General features: G+C 63.2%; 16 protein-coding genes. 8 read left to right on the forward strand and 8 right to left on the reverse strand.

The annotated features are described in order from the left end of the window. Nucleotides 1-378 precede the first annotated feature (378 nt). From AC6EI8_RS01025 to AC6EI8_RS01055, 7 genes are all read right to left on the reverse strand, one after another. Nucleotides 379-717, reverse strand: coding sequence for a copper-binding protein (locus tag AC6EI8_RS01025; RefSeq protein WP_053821763.1), 339 nt, complete (start codon nt 715-717; stop codon nt 379-381). Next, complete coding sequence (locus AC6EI8_RS01030) at nt 714-3,884, reverse strand: efflux RND transporter permease subunit (RefSeq protein WP_053821764.1); 3,171 nt, start codon at nt 3,882-3,884, stop codon at nt 714-716. Before AC6EI8_RS01030 ends, AC6EI8_RS01025 begins: the two co-directional genes overlap by 4 nt. Next, on the reverse strand, nt 3,881-5,449 hold the full coding sequence (locus AC6EI8_RS01035) for an efflux RND transporter periplasmic adaptor subunit (RefSeq protein ID WP_053821765.1): 1,569 nt from the start codon (nt 5,447-5,449) through the stop codon (nt 3,881-3,883). Before AC6EI8_RS01035 ends, AC6EI8_RS01030 begins: the two co-directional genes overlap by 4 nt. Beyond that, entirely contained in the window at nt 5,446-6,753 is a 1,308-nt protein-coding gene (locus AC6EI8_RS01040; RefSeq protein WP_116359813.1) for a TolC family protein, read from the reverse strand. Before AC6EI8_RS01040 ends, AC6EI8_RS01035 begins: the two co-directional genes overlap by 4 nt. Before the next feature lie 73 nt (nt 6,754-6,826). After that, nucleotides 6,827-7,225, reverse strand: a complete 399-nt coding sequence (locus tag AC6EI8_RS01045) for a copper resistance protein (protein ID WP_116359814.1) — start codon at nt 7,223-7,225, stop codon at nt 6,827-6,829. A gap of 160 nt (nt 7,226-7,385) precedes the next feature. Next, nucleotides 7,386-7,583 carry a hypothetical protein gene (locus tag AC6EI8_RS01050; protein WP_053821766.1) on the reverse strand — a complete coding sequence of 66 codons (198 nt, stop codon included), beginning with the start codon at nt 7,581-7,583 and terminating at the stop codon, nt 7,386-7,388. A gap of 601 nt (nt 7,584-8,184) precedes the next feature. Next, nucleotides 8,185-8,403 (reverse strand): hypothetical protein, encoded by a 219-nt coding sequence (locus AC6EI8_RS01055; RefSeq protein WP_116359815.1) that lies wholly within the window; start codon nt 8,401-8,403, stop codon nt 8,185-8,187. A gap of 974 nt (nt 8,404-9,377) precedes the next feature. On the opposite strand from AC6EI8_RS01055, the gene AC6EI8_RS01060 reads away from it, so the two are divergent. From AC6EI8_RS01060 to AC6EI8_RS01090, 7 genes are all read left to right on the forward strand, one after another. Continuing rightward, nucleotides 9,378-9,680, forward strand: a complete 303-nt coding sequence (locus AC6EI8_RS01060; RefSeq protein ID WP_035862553.1) for a hypothetical protein — start codon at nt 9,378-9,380, stop codon at nt 9,678-9,680. 179 nt (nt 9,681-9,859) lie between these two features. Then, nucleotides 9,860-10,258, forward strand: a complete 399-nt coding sequence (locus AC6EI8_RS01065; protein WP_144200244.1) for a hypothetical protein — start codon at nt 9,860-9,862, stop codon at nt 10,256-10,258. A 293-nt stretch (nt 10,259-10,551) separates the two neighbouring features. Further along, entirely contained in the window at nt 10,552-11,319 is a 768-nt protein-coding gene (locus AC6EI8_RS01070) for a class I SAM-dependent methyltransferase (protein ID WP_227311959.1), read from the forward strand. Nucleotides 11,320-11,654: 335 nt separating this feature from the next. Continuing rightward, a complete protein-coding gene (locus AC6EI8_RS01075) occupies nt 11,655-12,140 on the forward strand; it encodes a CzcE family metal-binding protein (RefSeq protein ID WP_082371626.1) in 486 nt (161 codons plus the stop codon). A 129-nt stretch (nt 12,141-12,269) separates the two neighbouring features. After that, nucleotides 12,270-12,506 (forward strand): hypothetical protein, encoded by a 237-nt coding sequence (locus AC6EI8_RS01080; protein WP_252251971.1) that lies wholly within the window; start codon nt 12,270-12,272, stop codon nt 12,504-12,506. Between the two features lie 301 nt (nt 12,507-12,807). Next, entirely contained in the window at nt 12,808-14,544 is a 1,737-nt protein-coding gene (locus tag AC6EI8_RS01085; protein WP_115737204.1) for a phosphoethanolamine transferase, read from the forward strand. A gap of 7 nt (nt 14,545-14,551) precedes the next feature. Then, nucleotides 14,552-15,364, forward strand: coding sequence for a phosphatase PAP2 family protein (locus AC6EI8_RS01090; protein WP_082371458.1), 813 nt, complete (start codon nt 14,552-14,554; stop codon nt 15,362-15,364). On the opposite strand, the gene AC6EI8_RS01095 is transcribed toward AC6EI8_RS01090, so the two are convergent. Further along, complete coding sequence (locus AC6EI8_RS01095) at nt 15,329-16,594, reverse strand: type II restriction enzyme NmeDI-related protein (RefSeq protein WP_053823084.1); 1,266 nt, start codon at nt 16,592-16,594, stop codon at nt 15,329-15,331. The genes AC6EI8_RS01090 and AC6EI8_RS01095 overlap by 36 nt on opposite strands. A 280-nt stretch (nt 16,595-16,874) precedes the next feature. Between AC6EI8_RS01095 and AC6EI8_RS01100 the strand changes: the two genes are divergently transcribed. Beyond that, complete coding sequence (locus AC6EI8_RS01100) at nt 16,875-17,045, forward strand: DUF2933 domain-containing protein (RefSeq protein WP_223819837.1); 171 nt, start codon at nt 16,875-16,877, stop codon at nt 17,043-17,045. Nucleotides 17,046-17,048 lie beyond the last annotated feature (3 nt).

The following is a 17,048-nucleotide window of genomic DNA, read 5'->3' on the forward strand; positions in this document are numbered from 1 at the left end:
CAGCCGTGCGAGCCATTGCAAGGAGGTAACCAGTGGACGCCCCCTTTCCGACCGCTATTTGCTCCGTCTGCTCGACTTCCTGGTGCGCTTGCGCGAGACCGTGCCATGCTGGTCGCGAATTCGCCGGGGGCCGTGCCGTCGTCGCAGATACCAAGCAAACAGTCCGAGCATACAAAGGAGGATGGCCAGTGAGCTCAGGACGACGACGAGGACATCGTGGGGCAGATCAAAAGGGTTGTGGCGCACGGTCTGATTCGATTCGGAGTTGGCTTGCCAGGATCGTTGCGCAGTGGCGCCCATGGCTGCCAGCGTGACGTTGCTAGGCCATGCCGTGACGCGCACGGCCGCCGGCGGCGAACCCGTGCGCGCATGGGGCGATTACTTGCGCTGCATATCCACGACCGTCGGCGCGCCATCCACCTTGTCGAATGTCACCGACACGGCATCGCCTTCCTTGAACTTGCCAAGCGAGGCGCGATCCTTGACCGGGAACACCATGGTCATGCCGGGCATGCCCAGATTCTCGATCGGGCCGTGCTTGAGCGTGACCTTCCCGGTTTGCGCATCAATCTTCTTGATTTCTGCGGGCACCGGCCGAGCTGCCTGTTGCGAGGCGGCGGGCGCCTTCATGTCCATGCCGTCCATCGAACCCGCGGCGAACACGGCCGGCGCGGCAATGATGGCCAGGGCGGCGGCGAGGGTCTTGAGGTGTTTCATTGTGATTCCTCCTGAGGTGTGAGGTTGGGGGAAAGGGAAGCCTGCTTGATCTGACGGCGGCGTAGCAGCAGATACACCGCCGGGACCACAAACATGGACAGCAGCGGCGCCGTCACCATGCCGCCGACCATCGGTGCAGCGATGCGCTGCATCACTTCTGAGCCGGTTCCGTGCGACCACATGATCGGAAGCAGGCCGGCCAGAATTACAGCTACGGTCATCGCTTTCGGGCGCACACGCAGCACGGCGCCTTCCTGGATGGCATCGAGCAGGGCCGCAAGACTGTTTTGCCCATCCTCGAGCCGTTCCTGCCAGGCATGCTTCAGATAGAGCAGCATGATGACGCCGAATTCCGCAGCGACCCCGGCCAGTGCAATGAAGCCGACAATCCCGGCCACCGACAGGTTGTATCCCAGCAGATAGAGTAGCCAGAAGCCGCCGATTAAGGCCAGCGGTAGAGTGCCCATGATGAGCAGCGCCTCATCCAGCCGGCCGAATACCAGGTAGAGCAAGACGAAGATGATCAGCAGGGTGAACGGGACCACTACCTTCAGCTTCGCGGTGGCGCGCTCGAGATACTCGAATTGTCCCGACCAGCTCAGGGAGTACCCGGCTGGCATCGGGACGGCTCTGGCGACTGCCACCTGCATGTCTTGCACGGCAGAGCGCAGGTCCCTGCCGCGAATGTCGACGTAGATCCACCCGGAGAGCCGCGCATTTTCACTGCGCAACATGGGCGGCCCTTGCACAACCTGGATGCGCGCAACGTCGGCCAGCGTGATTTGCAGCCCCTTGTCGGTCACGATCGGTAGTCTGCGCAGTTGCTCGATGGAGTCCCGATAGTCGCGCGGATACCTGACATTGATCGGAAAGCGCGCAAGCCCGTCGACCACTTCGCCGACGTTTTCGCCACCGATGGCCGACGAGACGATCGCCTGAACGTCGTCAATGTTCAGGCCATACCGGCCCGCAGCCGCCCGGTCGATATCGACGTCGATGTACCGCCCGCCAGTGAGCCGCTCGGCCAGCGCGGAGGTGACTCCGGGAACCGACTTGACGGCCTCCTCGATGCGCGTGGCCAGTCGATCGATTTCCTTCAGGTCCGTACCGGCGACCTTGATCCCCACCGGGCTTTTGATGCCGGTGGCGAGCATGTCGATGCGGTTGCGGATCGGTGGCACCCAGATGTTGGACAGCCCTGGCACCCTGACGACCCGATCGAGCTCCTCCACCAGCTTGTCGGTGGTCATGCCGGCACGCCATTGGTCCTTGGGCTTGAACTGGACGGTGGTCTCGAACATCTCGATCGGCGCCGGATCGGTGGCGGTATCGGCGCGGCCCGCCTTGCCGTACACCGTCGCGACCTCTGGCACTGTCTTGATGAGCCGATCAGTCTGCTGCAGGAGCTGGGAGGCCTTGCCTGCAGAGAGACCTGGCAACGCGGAGGGCATGTAGAGCAGATCGCCTTCATCCAGGGGCGGCATGAATTCGCCGCCAATGCGCATAATGGGCCACGCGGTGGCGATCAGCAGCACGGCGGCGATCGCCAGCGTGGTCTTCGGATACGTGAGCACCTTGCCGAGCAATGGCTGGTAGCCGCGAATCAGCCAGCGATTGAGCGGATTGGCCTGCTCCGACGGAATTTTTCCGCGGATCATGTAACCCATCAGCACCGGTACCAAGGTGACGGACAATCCGGCAGCGGCTGCCATGGAATAGGTCTTGGTGAAGGCCAGCGGCGAGAAGAGCCGGCCCTCCTGCGCCTCCAGCGTGAACACCGGAATGAACGACAACGTGATGATCAGCAGCGAGAAGAACAGGGCCGGCCCAACCTCGGCGGCAGATTTGCCGATGACGCGCCAGTGTTCATGGGCGCTGAGTTCGCGCTGCGGATTGTCGGCATGCCAGTGCTCGAGATGCTTGTGCGCGTTCTCGATCATGACCACCGCGGCATCGACCATCGCGCCGATGGCGATGGCAATCCCACCCAGCGACATGATGTTGGCATTGACGCCCTGGTAGCGCATCACCAGGAAGGCGGCCAGCACGCCCAGCGGTAGCGAGACGATGGCCACCAGCGCCGAGCGCAGGTGAAACAGGAACACCAGGCAGACCAGCGCCACGACCGCAAATTCCTCGATCAGCTTGGTGGTGAGATTGGCCACCGCCCGCTTGATCAGTGCCGAGCGGTCGTACGTCGTAACGATCTCGACGCCCTTGGGCAGGCTCTTCTGTAGGGTGGCGAGCTTGGCCTTGACCGCTTCAATGGTCTCCAGGGCGTTCTTGCCCGAGCGCAGCACGATGACGCCGCCGGCCACTTCGCCCTGGCCATTCAGCTCGGCAATGCCACGCCGCATCTCGGGGCCGAGCTGCACAGTGGCAACGTCACCCAGCCGTACCGGGATGCCGGCGTCGCTGGTGACCAGCGGAATCTGGCGAAAGTCGTCCAGCGTTTTCAGATAGCCGGTCGCCCGCACCATGTACTCCGCTTCGCCCAACTCCAGCACCGAGCCGCCGGTTTCCTGGTTGGCGCCCTTGAGCGCTGCCAGCACCTTGGCCTGCGATAGGTTATAGGCGCGCAGTCGATCCGGCATCAGCACGATCTGGTATTGCTTGACCATGCCGCCGAGCGAGGCCACTTCGGCGACGTTGGGCAGGGACTTGAGCTCGAAGCGCAGGAACCAGTCCTGCAGCCCCCGTAGCTGGCTGAGGTCATGCTGGCCGGTCTTGTCCACCAAGGCATACTCATAGATCCAGCCGACGCCGGTTGCATCGGGACCGAGCGCGGGCTTGGCTGCCGCCGGCAGCCGCGACTGCACCTGATTCAGGTACTCGAGCACGCGCGAGCGCGCCCAGTACAGGTCCGTGCCGTCTTCGAACAGCACATAGACATAGGAGTCACCGAAGAACGAGTAGCCGCGCACGGTCTTGGCGCCGGGCACCGATAGCATGGTCGTGGTGAGCGGATAGGTCACCTGGTTTTCCACGATCTGCGGCGCCTGGCCAGGGAAGGGCGTGCGGATGATCACTTGCACGTCGGACAGGTCTGGCAGCGCGTCAAGCGGCGTACTCTGTACCGCCCAAAGCCCCCAGGCGGTCACCATGACCGTGGCGAGCAGCACCAGGAAGCGATTGCGGATGGAGGCGAGGATGAGCCGGGCAATCATGGCTTCGCTCCTGCAACGGCGGCGGCCGACTCGACCGCGGACAGGGTCGCCACGCCGTCCTTGTCCAGTCCGAAGCGGAACCGGACCTGATCCCCTGGCTTGAATCCCTTGGGCATGCCGGCTGGCGGCGCGGCAAACTCCATCGTCATGGCGCCCCACTGCGCCGACGGAATGGGGCCATGGGAGATCGTCATGCTCTGCTCGGTGACGGTCTCGATCCGGCCGACGCCTTGATGTTCCGGCCCGGGCGCTGCAGCGGCGCCAGGCGCCGACGCGCCGGCTGCAGAGGCGGCCGTGGGCGCGGTCATGCGCTGCGCGGTGCCGCGCAGGCTCGCCTCCGAGTCGATCAGGAACTGTCCGGACACGACCACCTTCTGGCCCGCTTTGAGGCCCTCAATGACTTCGGTTTGGCCGCCTGCAGCCGCGCCGGTCTTGACCTCCACGGGGCTGAACCCGCCCTGGCCGGATGCCACCATCGCGACCGTGCGTGTGCCGGTACGGATCAGCGCCTCGGTGGGCACGAGCAGGCGATCCGGCCCAGGAGCGGCGTCAAAGCGCACCGAGACAAACATGCCGGGCAAGAGCTGACGGGCCTTGTTCTGCAATTCGATGCGCACCTTGACCGTGCGGGTACCGGCGCTGATATCTGGCAGGATGGCGTCGACCTTGCCCGACAGCGTCTGGCCGGGCAAGGCTGCCGCGGTGGCCGACACGGTCTGGCCGGGCCGCAACGGGGCGGCCTGACTCTCAGGCACCTCGGCGATCACCCAAACGGTTGCTAGGCTCGCAATGCGAAACAGGGTCGTTCCCGGCGAAACCGTCATGCCATCGCGCGCACCGATTTCGGTGACGATGCCGTCGACCGAACTGGTGACCGTCAGCCGCGGCTGCAGTTTGCCGGTGGACTGCACCAACCGGATATGACTCTCGGTCATGCCCACCTGACGCATGCGCGCAATGGCGGCCTCGCGCAGCTCGCGCTGGAGGCTGCCGTCCATCCGGCTCACGGCCAGATATTCCTCCTGCGCCGCGACCCATTCCGGCGCATAGATTTGCGCCAACGCTTGACCTTTGCTGACCGGATCGAGGGTGGTCCGAGCGTACGCGTGCTCCACGAATCCGCTGGTGCGGGCCTGCAGCACTTCGATGCTGCGTTCATTGAACGCGACATTGCCCGGCACTTGAAGTGCGGCCTCGAGTCGGCCGGTCTTCACCTCGATCGTGCGGATGCCAAGGTTCTGTGTCACGCGGCTGTCGATGGTGACGGCCGCGCCGCCGCTGGCTTCTTCGTACACCGGCGACAACGGCATATCCATGTACGGCGACTTGCCCGGCTTGTCAAAGCGCTGTCCGGGCACCATCGGGTCGTGCCAGTAGAGAATGCGCTTGCCAGTTTTCGGGTCAATGTCCCCAGCCTTGAGGGCGGCACCGCTGGCGCTGCTGCCAGAGGTTGCCGACGCGGGCGACTGCTGGCGCCCTTGCTGTTGACCGAGGTAATAGGCAGCCCCAACGCTTGCCACCACCATCAGGCCTGCCACCGTCCGTGCAATCGTGGTCTTGTTCATGGTTGAGCTCCTTGCAGTGACGTGGGCTGGACTGCGGTGGGTAACGGCATCAGGAAGGTCAGGTCCGCCCAGAGTCGGGCGGTGGCGGCCTCAAGTTTGAGGCGCTCAAGCGAAATATTGAGCGCCTTGCGGCTGGCATCGGCCACGGCGGTCAGGGTGCCGGCACCCGCTCGATAGGCAGTCAGGGCCGCTTCGGTCTGTGCCTTGGCCAGCGGCACCGTGGTGCTCCGATAGCGCTCGAGCCGCGCCTGGCTGAGCGCCAGCTCTGCCTGCTTGCCGCGCAACTGCCCGAGCAAGCCGCGGCGTACGACTTCGGCTTGCGCGCGCGCGGCGTCGGCCTGCGCAAGCTTTGCGGCCAGTTCCCGATCCTGGCGATGCTTCTGGTCCCAGGGAAGCGGCAGTGAGACGTTGAGCGAAACCATGTTGGAGTAGGCGGGGCCGCGCTGGCTGTACATCAGTTCCACGCTCACATCCGGGATCTTGTTCTCCCGAGCGACCCGGCTTTCCGCCTCGGCGACGCCAACCTGTGCCTCGGCCGCCGCCACCTCCGGCAGTTGCGCCACGCCGCCGGCATCCAAGGTATTGAGCCAGGCCGGCGCCTCAAAGCCAGGGGGTTCGGCCAGGGGAAGTTCTGCAGCCTCGCCCACCCAGCGTCGCAGCATCGCTCGGGCTGATACCAGTGCGGCGCGGGCCTCGTCTTCGCGATCTTGCAGTTGACGGAGCTCCAGTTCGGCGGCCAGGATGTCGGCACGGGAGCCGCGGTTGCCGCGATAGGCGGCCTGCGCCGCGTCTACCATCAGCTTGATGGATTGCGCTTGCTCATTGAGCACGCTGTAGGCACGTTCGGCGTTCCAGCGGTCCAGCCAGGCCGTCGCGGCGCCGCGCTGCACCGTCGCCAGCGCCGCCGTACGCTGGGCCTCTGCCGAAGACGCCTCGGCTTCGAAGCGCTGGGCGCGAGCCTCACGCTTGGCCGATCGCGTGAACTCCTGCATCAGGCTGATCGAGCGCATCGTCATCGATTCCGTGCCGAGGGAAAACCGGTCGGGTCCGTTCGCCGGCACGTTATTGACGCCAACCTTCAGGACTGGGTCAGGTAACTGCCGGCCAGCCACCGCCATCTCGATGGCGGACTGGACCGCCGAGTGCGATGTTTCGGCATCCGTCGAGTGGGAAGACGCGAGCGCCACGGCTTCCTGCAAGGAGAGTGCGGCCGCGGGTTGCGCCCATCCGGGATGGGCAGCGGCGAACAGCGTAAGGGCGAGCGTCAGATGGCACCCATACGCAAAGGGAAAACGCAAATGCATAAAGCCTCCGCTAAGCAACGACCACCCTGAACACCATGGTTTCAGGGCACGATAGCAAGCATTGCTTCGGAGGCTAGTTTCGGAAACAGCAGTGGAGAATGGGCAGGGGGCGAGGGGGCGCGCGCGGCACCGCGTCGGCGTAGACCGCTCGCTGGCTGACGAATATCGGCACCATCGCCGGCTCAACCAGATTGACAAGCACGGGCTGGAACGCAGGAATCTGCGGGCTGGGGTGGTCGGCCGACTTGGAGCCAAGCTGGCAGTGCTCCAGGCACAAGCCATCATGGGCAGCCGGCGCTTCGGCCTTCTGCGTCATCTCGGGACAGGACTCCGTCATCCCGGCCATGTCCGCCATGCCGTCCATCGAATACCGGCTGCCCGCGCAGGCGTAGGCGGCCGCTGCCAGCTGAACTGTCAGGAATGTACTCAGCAGGAAGGCGGCAAGCCAAAGCCGGCGAAAACGGGTACGCACGTTGAAGATGTCCGATTTGAGCCGAATGGTAGCAGCGTTTGGCCGCTTTCGGCACTTTGCCCTCGCGGCCGTTTGCCGCAGATCAAATGCAGACGGGGTAGCCCATCCGGGGAGCGTTCCGGCGAGCCACGCAAACTAGCTCGCCGGTTTCCAGGCTCGGTTACTTGGGCTGCCCCAACATTTCGCGGCACTTTTGCATCATCGCCGCGTGGTCCTCCGTCTGCTGTTTTTGTTGTTGCGCCTCAGCCCGCTTGGCATTACGAGCCTTTTCGATCACATACCAGTCCGGACCGGCGACCGCTGACAGCGAGAGCCCCAGGGCGACGGCGCCCCCTAGCGCGTGAAGAAAGAATTTCATGATGTTCCTCGTTCTGGGTATGCAGCGCGCCGCCTAAACCCACCAGCGAGCGGCAGGCGACACTGCAAATGTCGAAATCAGACAGGAGCACGTTGGTGCGATGGCACCCAGTGCGGCACCCTGCCGTGCGGGACCGCCCTACAGACAGAACCGTTTGGGCGGGCGCTCGAGGCGAGGCGGAACGACGGAGCGATATGCGAACTCCGGATGCGCGACCAACACGCTGGTCCATGCATCCGTGGCGGCGGCGGTGGCCAACGGCGTGCCCGCGAGGATTGCACAAGCGGAAATCGTGCAGGGAAGACGAGATGGGCCGCTGACATGTCGGTCATCGGCGCAACTGAATTGACTGACGCAGTCATGGGGACTGCCGCTCTCGACACTGGCTTGCGCCGCTTGAGCAGGTATGTGTGCTGGCATTTGAGCGATGCCAGCGATACAGCAGCTGTCCAACGGCCCGGCCTGAGCCCGCAGGGGCAAAGCCAGCGCCAGGGTCAGCAGCACGACGAGACGCCAAAGGCGATTCATGGGCTTACACATTGGGCCCCTCCGAGCCGACGTGCGGTAGCGCCGTCGCGGGAACCATATTGAGTATGGAACTTCATCTTGCGCGAGACACGGTTGAGTCCGACATGGCGCTGCCCGCAGGGCAGTTCGACGCGAACGACAGGTAGACCTCGTCGAGCATGCGATGCTTGTCGCCGGCCAATTGTTCCAGGGCAGCCAGGAGGTGCTCGGCCACGCCGTACTGCTGCTGTGCGCATGCCAGACGGAACGCGGCGAACACGTCATCAAATAACGTTGGCGTTGCAGTCGTCATGCATTCCCCGCTGGATGCGTGGTTCGGCCAAGGCGTGATCGCCGCGATGCCGTCCTCATTTGCACTATGGACCTTCCCACGGGGGTAAGGTCAAGCAGTGCGTAGGCTGGCGTCGCGCGTCGATTGAAGACGACCGGTAAGCGCCACCCATGCGCAGGCGCTAGGCGTCAGGCTGGTGTAGAGAGCGAACCCGCCGTGAATCGCCCCGGCATTCGCGGCGCATGCGTTTCAAAACCGTCGATGCATACACGGTCCACTTCCGGCACTGAGGCGTAACACGCAGTCACGCCACGGATCCGAGTCTTTCTGATAGCCGAGCTTTTCGCAAGCAGGCCCCTCAACGCGTAATGAGGTCTCCATATCGCGCTCGGCGTGCGCGGTACGTTCAGCGACGGTCGCGCACCCGGACAACATGACGGTAATGAGTAATAAGACACGCATGAATTTCTCCTTTGCTCCTAGATGAAGGGAGTCCGTTGCGGTGGTCCAGGGCGCGACACGACCGGGAACCAGCGAAGCGGTGTGCAAACGGCGATGCCGTTATCGTGAATCTAGGTTCTGATTGCTTTTGCACCAAGATCTGCCTTTGCAGAATGGCCCGCTGCGGGCCATCTTTCAGCGACCTTACTTCAGATTGCTATGCAATTACCCAACCATTTCAAGCTGGTCATCCATGTTCGGTTGGGCTTTCGTCCCAATGATGTTCCTCGGCTGACATTCACGACCAGCTCGTATTACGCGACCATTACGTGCAGGAAATTTTTTCTGTGTTGTCTTGGCCTGGCAGCAAGCGTTTCCGTTTGGAAATTGCCGCCATCATTACCCGAGCATTACGCGGCAGTCATCAAATTCGACTCGCGCGTCATTGCCAGGGCAATAGCGTTACAAGCGCTCACATTTGTAGGGAAACGCGAACACTGCCGGCAATGCAGAAGTCGTATGCTCCCACCCTCTACACATGCAAAGGAGAAAACATGAAAAAGCTTCCAATCCTGGTCGGCACCGCGCTGGTCATCGGGTTCAGTTACGCCAATGCGCAGACGCATGTCTACACGCATGATGGCTATGGTCGGGCAGGCCTCTACCCGTCACGGCCGGCGCCTGCCGCTGTGCACGTCGTGCCCGCGGTTGCGGTGGTACATGATGCGCAGCCCTCGTACGGGCATGGCACTGCGCTGCGCGAGGCGCATCGCCAGCCGCGCCACGGCATCGAACATGGGCGACGTGAGCCTGAGCGCCGCCGGCACAATGCCGCTCACGGTTCACGCGGCCACTGACGCACTCGCCTGTCATATTGATTGCCCGCAGGCGTGCCGACGCCGGTAGTGACGCCGGCGTCCGTTGGAAAAAGTCAGGGGAAGCGCTGCGTCTGTCATGTCCCCGTCATTCTACTGACAGGCGGCTCGTATAGACTCCCGACTCAATTGATGCTTGATGCCGCCGGATGAGAAGGCTGTTGCGCCACCTATTGCTTTGGCTCGTTGTATTTGCATTGCCGATGCAGAACGTCGGCGCAGCGGCTACTCTTTCGTGCGGCGAGCTGACCGAGCTGCGGCAGGGCGCCGGTCTCTTTGCCACCCTTGCCACCATCGACGTCGCTGACGAGGCGAGCGCCGACGAGGCCGACGCACACTGCGATCCGAGGTCGCATCACTGTCCAGCAAGCAAAGCGCGCGGCAAGGCGCGCGGTTGTCAGGCGTGTTCTGCCTGCTCGGCCGCCTCGCCACTTGCCATCTTTGCCTTCTTGGGGACCCAAGCGTTGCCCATGAACGGCGCACTACCTGCGTCTCTTCTGTGGATATTTGCCAGCACAACGCCTGAGACGTTGCTGCGCCCGCCTTCCCGCCATCTCTGACGCCGCCCACGCAACTCCTGGGCTGGCTACCTCCACCTTCGTAGATGTCGTCCTTCGGCCTGACCGAAGACGAAACAAACCTGCCTGCGCTCGTCCCTGTGCGAGAGCAAGGCAGGGCAATTATGGTGCGGCGTGCGATGTCGCCTGGCGGTCGCGCGCGCAGCACGATATTGGAGACAGCGATGCGCATCTGTAATCAATGTAAGGCCCCGCTCAAAATTGACGTGTGGGCGTGCACCGCGTGCGGTTGGCAGCCCCGTGTTCTCGCCGGCGTGCTCTGCCTGGCACCTGCCATGATGGTCGACCATGATGGGTTTCACGAACCGCTCTTTGTCGAGTATGAGAAGCTCGAAGCGACGCACTTCTGGTTCGTCTATCGCCGCAAACTGATCCTGGACGCACTGCAGCGCTACTTTCCGGCCTTGCGCTCGTTCATGGACGTCGGTTGCGGGACCGCGGAGAACCTGCGCGCAGTCCAGGCCCGCTTCCCGCGTGCACGCCTGGTCGGCGGCGAGGCCTCGTTGCGCGCACTGATGAAGGGGCAGCGCAAATGCAAAGCTCAGTTGTTGCAGATGGATGCCCGCGCAATTCCCTACAGCGACGCCTTCGATGTCCTCGGGGCGTTTGACGTCATCGAACACGTCGACGACGACGCCCAAGTGCTAGCGGAGATGTACCGTGCCTGCAGGAATGATGGGGGAATCGTATTGACAGTGCCCCAGCATCCGTCGCTGTGGAGCCATATGGACGATGCGGCCAAGCACAAGCGGCGCTATACCCGCCAAGAACTGGTGAAGAAAGTGGAGGCGGCCGGATTCGAAATCGTGGACGTCACCTCCTTCATGACGCTGCTGCTGCCTGCGATGGCCATCTCCCGGTTGTGGCAGCGCGCCAAGCCGCCCGGCGATGCCATGGACGACGGGTTTCGCATTGGGGCGGCCATGAACGGCACGCTCGGGTGTGTTTGCACCCTCGAGCACAACCTAATACGGGCCGGCTTGCGTTTCCCGGCAGGCGGCTCGCTGTTGCTGGTGGCCAGGAAGAAGGGATGTTCTTTGTAGAGAGCGCAGTCACGCATGGGCCCATCGCGGCGTTTAGCGTCAACGACGAGGACGCCGCGGGCCGCGTCTCAAGCGCTCGCCAGGCTCGTCTGTGCGCAAGAGCGGACCTTCTTCCGGAATGCCTTGGCTCGCGCTGCCGTCAGGGCAAGCGTCGCAGGCGCGGCCCTCGCGACTGACAATCCAGGTCGTTAACCGCGACGACGTACCCATTTCTGCAACGCAGATGGATGCGGGAAAGCTTACGGGGATGTAATTCGCGAGTAACGTCGTCGTGAGTCCCAGCCGCCTACCATGACACCTAAGAGGTTATGCCTCGAAACGTTATGGAGCGCATCATGAACACCAAGAAGACCGCTTTGACCGCTTTGACTGCATTGGCGCTGGCGGCCCTCTCCGTCCTATCCAGTTCACCGGCGTGGAGTGCGGACCAGACCAGAACCAATGCGGGCGACAACTGGGCGGAGCACGTGCGGCGGCAAGCCGCCGACCAAGCCAGCTCATCGGCACCGCTCACAGTGCCCAGCGCGATGGCTATAGCGCAGGCTGCTACTCCATTGGGGCCGCAGGCGACGCTCTTCGGTAGCCTGGCGCCAGCGAACACGGCTGCACGCGCGGTGACGCTCGCTCCCGGCCTGAAGTCTGTCAATGTGGCCTCCGGCGACACCGTTACTTTTCGCAGCGGCGCGCAGGAAGCCACCTGGACATTCGCCGAGCTTGTTCAAGGAAAATCCGTGGATCTTGGCGTCCTGTTCCCAGCGATGCCCAACGCCCAAGGCGTGCGCGTCTATATCGAGCGCAGCAAGCTCTATACCGGTGGCTAAGAAAGGCCGGTTTGCCAGGAGTGAAAACATGACACATTTGTAATTTTGTCGTCAGGCCCTGGTGGGGTACATCTTTCTACACTGCAAGTGCAGGCTCACTGAGCCACTATCGAAACAAGGAGAAATAGAATGCGTACATTGAAGAAGACTGCCTTGGTGGCATTGACCGTGGCAACCCTTGGTGGCGTCGCGGGCATCGCGAATGCTGGCGTCAATTCGCCGCGAGACCCCTTTACCGACGGCGGGCACGCCATGGGCACGCGCGATCCGTTCACCGATGGCAGTCACGCCATGGGCACGCGGGACCCGTTCACAGACGGTAGCCACGCCGTAGGCCCTCGCGACACGTTCAGCGACGGCGCCTAAATCTCGGCAACGCGCCGACTCGCCGGGGCGATGGGCCGCTCGGTGGGCCGGTGCGTTGACGCGGGGCGGGTATCGGGGAAACTGTCCCGATACCCGTTATCGTGCTTGCGCACGCGCCGAGATTCAGCCTTGCCGATGCGCCGGCTCGGGTCGGACCAGGCCCTGATCTAGGCAGACGGCATAGGCTGCAGCGGTCGGACCGCACCCAGCCCAGCGAGTCATCATCGCGCCTTCGGCGCGATTCTTTTTGTCCACCACTGGCTCAACACAGCGTTGCGTACTGCAACGCCTGGGGCTGGTAATGTCCCGCCTTTCGCGCCATGCGCCAATGATGGAACCGAATCTAAACCGGTCGCGCCGTGACCCGGCTTCGCCCGACACACCACCAAGCGGCGCGCGCGCAAAGGTGGGTCGCCCCTGGCGTCTGGAGGTCGGCGTCGAGACCTTGCTACTCGGCTTCTGCCTATACTTTGTTCTCGTCCTGAACGGTCCGTTCTGGCGGGCGCTATTCGCCGAACGGACGTTGAGCGGGCTCCGTGATCTGGGCTACGGCGTGGCAGTGGGCACCGCGCTGGTCACGGCGCATTTTGTGCTGCTGGCGCCGTTCATAAACCGCTGGACGGCCAAACCGTTGCTGACAATTTTGGTCGTAGTGGCCGCCGGTGCCAGCTATTTCATGGGTCAATACGGCATCTACCTTGACCCCAGCATGGCCCGCAATGTGCTGCGCACCGACGTGGCGGAAGCTCGCGAGTTGCTAACGCTGCGTATGATGTGCAGCATCGCGCTCTTGGCACTACCACCATTGTTGTTGTTGCCCTGGGTGACGCTGCGCCAGCGCTCACTGACACGAAGCGTCGGCCTGCGCGTGGTCGCGATTTTGGTGGCGATTGTTGCCGGCGTGGGGACGCTGTCCTTGGTGTTTAAGGACTTCGCAGCCCAGATGCGCAATCATAAAGAGATCCGCTATCTGCTCGCGCCGGTCAATGTGGTGTACGCCTTCACCGGGGCGCTGGCACGCGATGCCAGTACCGCGAACCGGCCGCGCCGGCCGGTTGGCACCGACGCCCGGCTCGGCGCTAGCTGGAGCGAGCACAACAAGCCCCTGCTCTTCGTCGTGGTCGTGGGAGAAACCGCACGAGCGGCGGACTGGGGGCTCAGTGGCAGGTCGCCCCATGACACGACGCCGAACCTGTCGCAGCGCGCTGTGATCAATTTCGCTCAAGTCACCAGTTGCGGCACCAATACCGAGGTCTCGTTGCCCTGTATGTTCTCGCCCCAGGGACGGCGCAATTACGACGAAGATGCGATCAAGGCCAGCGAGTCTTTGCTACACGTCATCGGACGAGCGGGAATGAAGGTGGGGTGGGCAGACAATCAATCAGGATGCAAAGGCGTCTGTACAGGTGTGCCCACGTGGCAGCCGGATCCTCAGGCTATGTCGGCATTATGCGATCGCGACCGCTGCCTGGATGAAGTGTTGTTAGCCGGGGCGGAAGCATTGCGGCACCAGCTACCTGGCAGCTTGGTCGTGGTCCTGCACCAACTTGGCAATCATGGTCCCGCGTACTACCGGCGGTATCCGGCCCGATTCGCGCAGTTCGGTCCGACTTGCGACACCGATGATCTCTCGCGCTGTACCCCAGAGCAAATTCGCAACGCGTACGACAATGCATTGCTGTACACCGATCATGTGCTCGCACGCACCATCGACTGGCTCGAACAACTCGAGGCGCGCTATGACACGGCCATGATCTATGTATCAGACCATGGCGAGTCGCTGGGAGAGCGCGGACTGTTCTTGCATGGCATGCCTTACGCGATTGCTCCGCGGGAGCAGACCGAGGTACCGATGGTGATGTGGTTCTCCGCCTCATTCGCCCAGCGCATGCGGCTCGATGTCTCCTGCCTGCGGGCGCGTGCGCGCGAACCCGCCACGCATGACCACTTATTCTCCACGGTCTTGGGCCTGCTGGATATCCGCACCCAGACCCGGGATGCCACCATGGATTTGTCGGCACGCTGCCGCAACGGATAATGCCCCCATGAGAGAAATGCCGTTGGTTCAGACGCCCGCCAGTCAGCGTTGGCTGCGCCAGCAATGGTGGATGCTGGCATCGGCCGCGCTGGTGCTGGCCTACGTGTTCCAGCGCACCGAACTCGACCTCTGGCTCGAGGGCCGTTTCTACGATGTCGGTCGGACGGTCTTCCCGTTGCGCCAGCACTGGCTATTTGAAGCGGTGCTCCACAAGGGCGCGAAGTGGCTCACTTACGTCGCCGTAGCCGCGGCCATGGGTGTCTGCTGGCTGGGCTGGCGGGGGCGTCTGCCTTGGCTGCCGCGTCGCAATGCGTTGCTTGCCGGTGCGGGCATGGTGGTGATCCCGTTGAGCGTCACGCTCCTGAAGCTCATGACGGGACGCCACTGTCCCTGGGACATGGCTCAATTCGGCGGCAGCTTGCCCTATATGCGGTTGCTGGATCCGCTGCCGGCAGACGTCAAGCCGGGACAATGCTTTCCTGCCGGTCATGCGGCCACCGGCTTTCTCTGGGTCGTCTGGGGGATCGCATTGCGTCCTGCCGGCCGTCGCTGGGCGTGGGTTGGGCTGGCTGGCGGACTGCTGCTGGGCGGCACGCTTGGCGCGGCGCGCATGGCGCAGGGCGCGCACTTCCTGTCGCACACGCTCGCAACCCTCTGGGTGGCGTGGGCGGTCAGCTTGCTACTCGCGTGGGGGCTGCGGGCCGACGTGCGGCTAGGCAGCGCCGCGCCGCACCAGGGCCCGAAAGCTTGCTCGCGCCGTCGCCGACCACCGCCAGGACCGGACTCACAACTGTCTCGCGATGGCCTCGATCGGCTTTAAGCCACTGCCAAAGCGCGCAATGCTTTCGCGATGCTCGCGCAGGCTGGAATAGGGGACATAGCGGATATTGAGTGCCGAGACGCGGCTAAAAGCCGGGCGGCTCAATTGCGCGCGCACGTCGTCTTCGCGATCATCCGGCGCGACCAGGAACAGATGCTTGCGGGCGGACGGGTCGGAGCCGAGGGCCAGATCCAGCAAGCGCACGATACCGGAATAGATCGAGGTGGTATGTTCGACTTCAAAGGCGGCTTCGACCTCAAGGGTGGTGGCATTTAGCCAGACGGTGTCAATCCATGGAACGGTATCGCCTCCCGCCACCAGCAGCGCCGGCGGCAACGTTGAGAGACAGCCCTGGCTCAAGGGCTCGCCGTTGTACAGCCGACTTCGGTCGTTCGTGGCAATCCAAACGGCAAAGCCGAGCGACTTGCCGAGATCGCGCAGCCATCCCTGCACTTCGGTATGGGTGGCGTCTTCGGCCTGCCCCAGCTGAATCTGCCTGGCAAGCGCGGCAGCCTGCTCGCGCACCTTGGCCAGTTCCTGCTGCCAGACGGCCACATCGTGGGCCTGCGCTTGCCGCGGTGGCAGCGGATAGCGCTGCATGCCGATGTCAAACAGCAGGCCCGCGATCGCGCCAAGGTCATTGGAGAGCAAATCCCGATAACGCTGATTCAGGGCGAGCACCCCCTCGCGCATCGCCAGATAGTGATCCCATTTGCCAAGCTTGACCGCCGATCCGGTCAGGGCGTTATAGCCATTGACAATCGCGGTATTGAATGGCATCACCAGCGTGGGATGAATGAAATACAGCAGGTTGGCCGCCGCCGGCCCGAGACCCTTGATGCCGAGGCTGCTCAGCTGGCGAATCGCATCAAGGACTTCGGATTCGGTGTCACAGCAGTTGCAGGTATGGAGCAGTCTGGCAAAAGCACGCTGATTGTCGGCATGCTCATAGATGTCTGGAATGCGCAGTTTTGGCTTCCACAGAAAGGCGTGATCCGCGCCTTTGAAAATCTGCCGTTGCTCTGCGATTGAAGACACCACGGTCTCGAGCGATGACCCCCGATACGCGTTGCCGAATGTACCGGCCTGGATCTCGTCGACCACCGCGCCGATGCCACGCCGAATCGAGCGGAAATTCTTCAGCCGCTCCGGCCAAAGAAACCAGGTTTGATAGGCGCCGGCGGGATCGGTCTTCCAGCGCTCAATGAGGATGCGGATGGTGTCGGTCATGGTGTGCATTTTTGCCGGGCAGTGTATCACCGTGAGGCCTTTTGACCTGGCGCAATGTTGACGCGAACCGGCTTGACCTTCCCATTATCGGAAGCTCTACCGTTATCACAAGAAAGCTGGGCGCGGCGATTGACTGCCGGTCAGCTTCCCGTCATGGTCAAGTAAAGAGTCTGTCATGAAAGCATGTCATTCCCCATCGACGCATCACGGCACCAACGCCGGCCAAGTCCGTCGGTTTCGCTGGTCGCTGCGTTGGGGGATCGTCCTTGCTGCCGTGGCAATGATCGCCGCCATCGCGCTCGGGATGCCGCGTTGGAGTGCGGTTGCTTCCTGGTTGCCGTTTGCGCTAGTGTTATTGTGCCCGTTGATGCATCTATTCCATGGCGGCCACGGGCGCAGCGCGCCTTCGAAAGAGGGCGGCGATCCAGTGGACGGACAGCGCCACGACTAACAG

This window comes from Cupriavidus sp. R6-3, from assembly GCF_059772245.1.

Bases quoted from the DNA above. Each gene is read 5' to 3' on its own strand.
- AC6EI8_RS01025 (WP_053821763.1), bottom strand. From the start codon at position 717: ATGAAACACCTCAAGACCCTCGCCGCCGCCCTGGCCATCATTGCCGCG.
- AC6EI8_RS01030 (WP_053821764.1), bottom strand. From the start codon at position 3,884: ATGATTGCCCGGCTCATCCTCGCCTCCATCCGCAATCGCTTCCTGGTG.
- AC6EI8_RS01035 (WP_053821765.1), bottom strand. From the start codon at position 5,449: ATGAACAAGACCACGATTGCACGGACGGTGGCAGGCCTGATGGTGGTG.
- AC6EI8_RS01040 (WP_116359813.1), bottom strand. From the start codon at position 6,753: ATGCATTTGCGTTTTCCCTTTGCGTATGGGTGCCATCTGACGCTCGCC.
- AC6EI8_RS01050 (WP_053821766.1), bottom strand. From the start codon at position 7,583: ATGAAATTCTTTCTTCACGCGCTAGGGGGCGCCGTCGCCCTGGGGCTC.
- AC6EI8_RS01055 (WP_116359815.1), bottom strand. From the start codon at position 8,403: ATGACGACTGCAACGCCAACGTTATTTGATGACGTGTTCGCCGCGTTC.
- AC6EI8_RS01060 (WP_035862553.1), top strand. From the start codon at position 9,378: ATGAAAAAGCTTCCAATCCTGGTCGGCACCGCGCTGGTCATCGGGTTC.
- AC6EI8_RS01070 (WP_227311959.1), top strand. From the start codon at position 10,552: ATGATGGTCGACCATGATGGGTTTCACGAACCGCTCTTTGTCGAGTAT.
- AC6EI8_RS01075 (WP_082371626.1), top strand. From the start codon at position 11,655: ATGAACACCAAGAAGACCGCTTTGACCGCTTTGACTGCATTGGCGCTG.
- AC6EI8_RS01080 (WP_252251971.1), top strand. From the start codon at position 12,270: ATGCGTACATTGAAGAAGACTGCCTTGGTGGCATTGACCGTGGCAACC.
- AC6EI8_RS01085 (WP_115737204.1), top strand. From the start codon at position 12,808: ATGTCCCGCCTTTCGCGCCATGCGCCAATGATGGAACCGAATCTAAAC.
- AC6EI8_RS01090 (WP_082371458.1), top strand. From the start codon at position 14,552: ATGAGAGAAATGCCGTTGGTTCAGACGCCCGCCAGTCAGCGTTGGCTG.
- AC6EI8_RS01095 (WP_053823084.1), bottom strand. From the start codon at position 16,594: ATGACCGACACCATCCGCATCCTCATTGAGCGCTGGAAGACCGATCCC.
- AC6EI8_RS01100 (WP_223819837.1), top strand. From the start codon at position 16,875: ATGATCGCCGCCATCGCGCTCGGGATGCCGCGTTGGAGTGCGGTTGCT.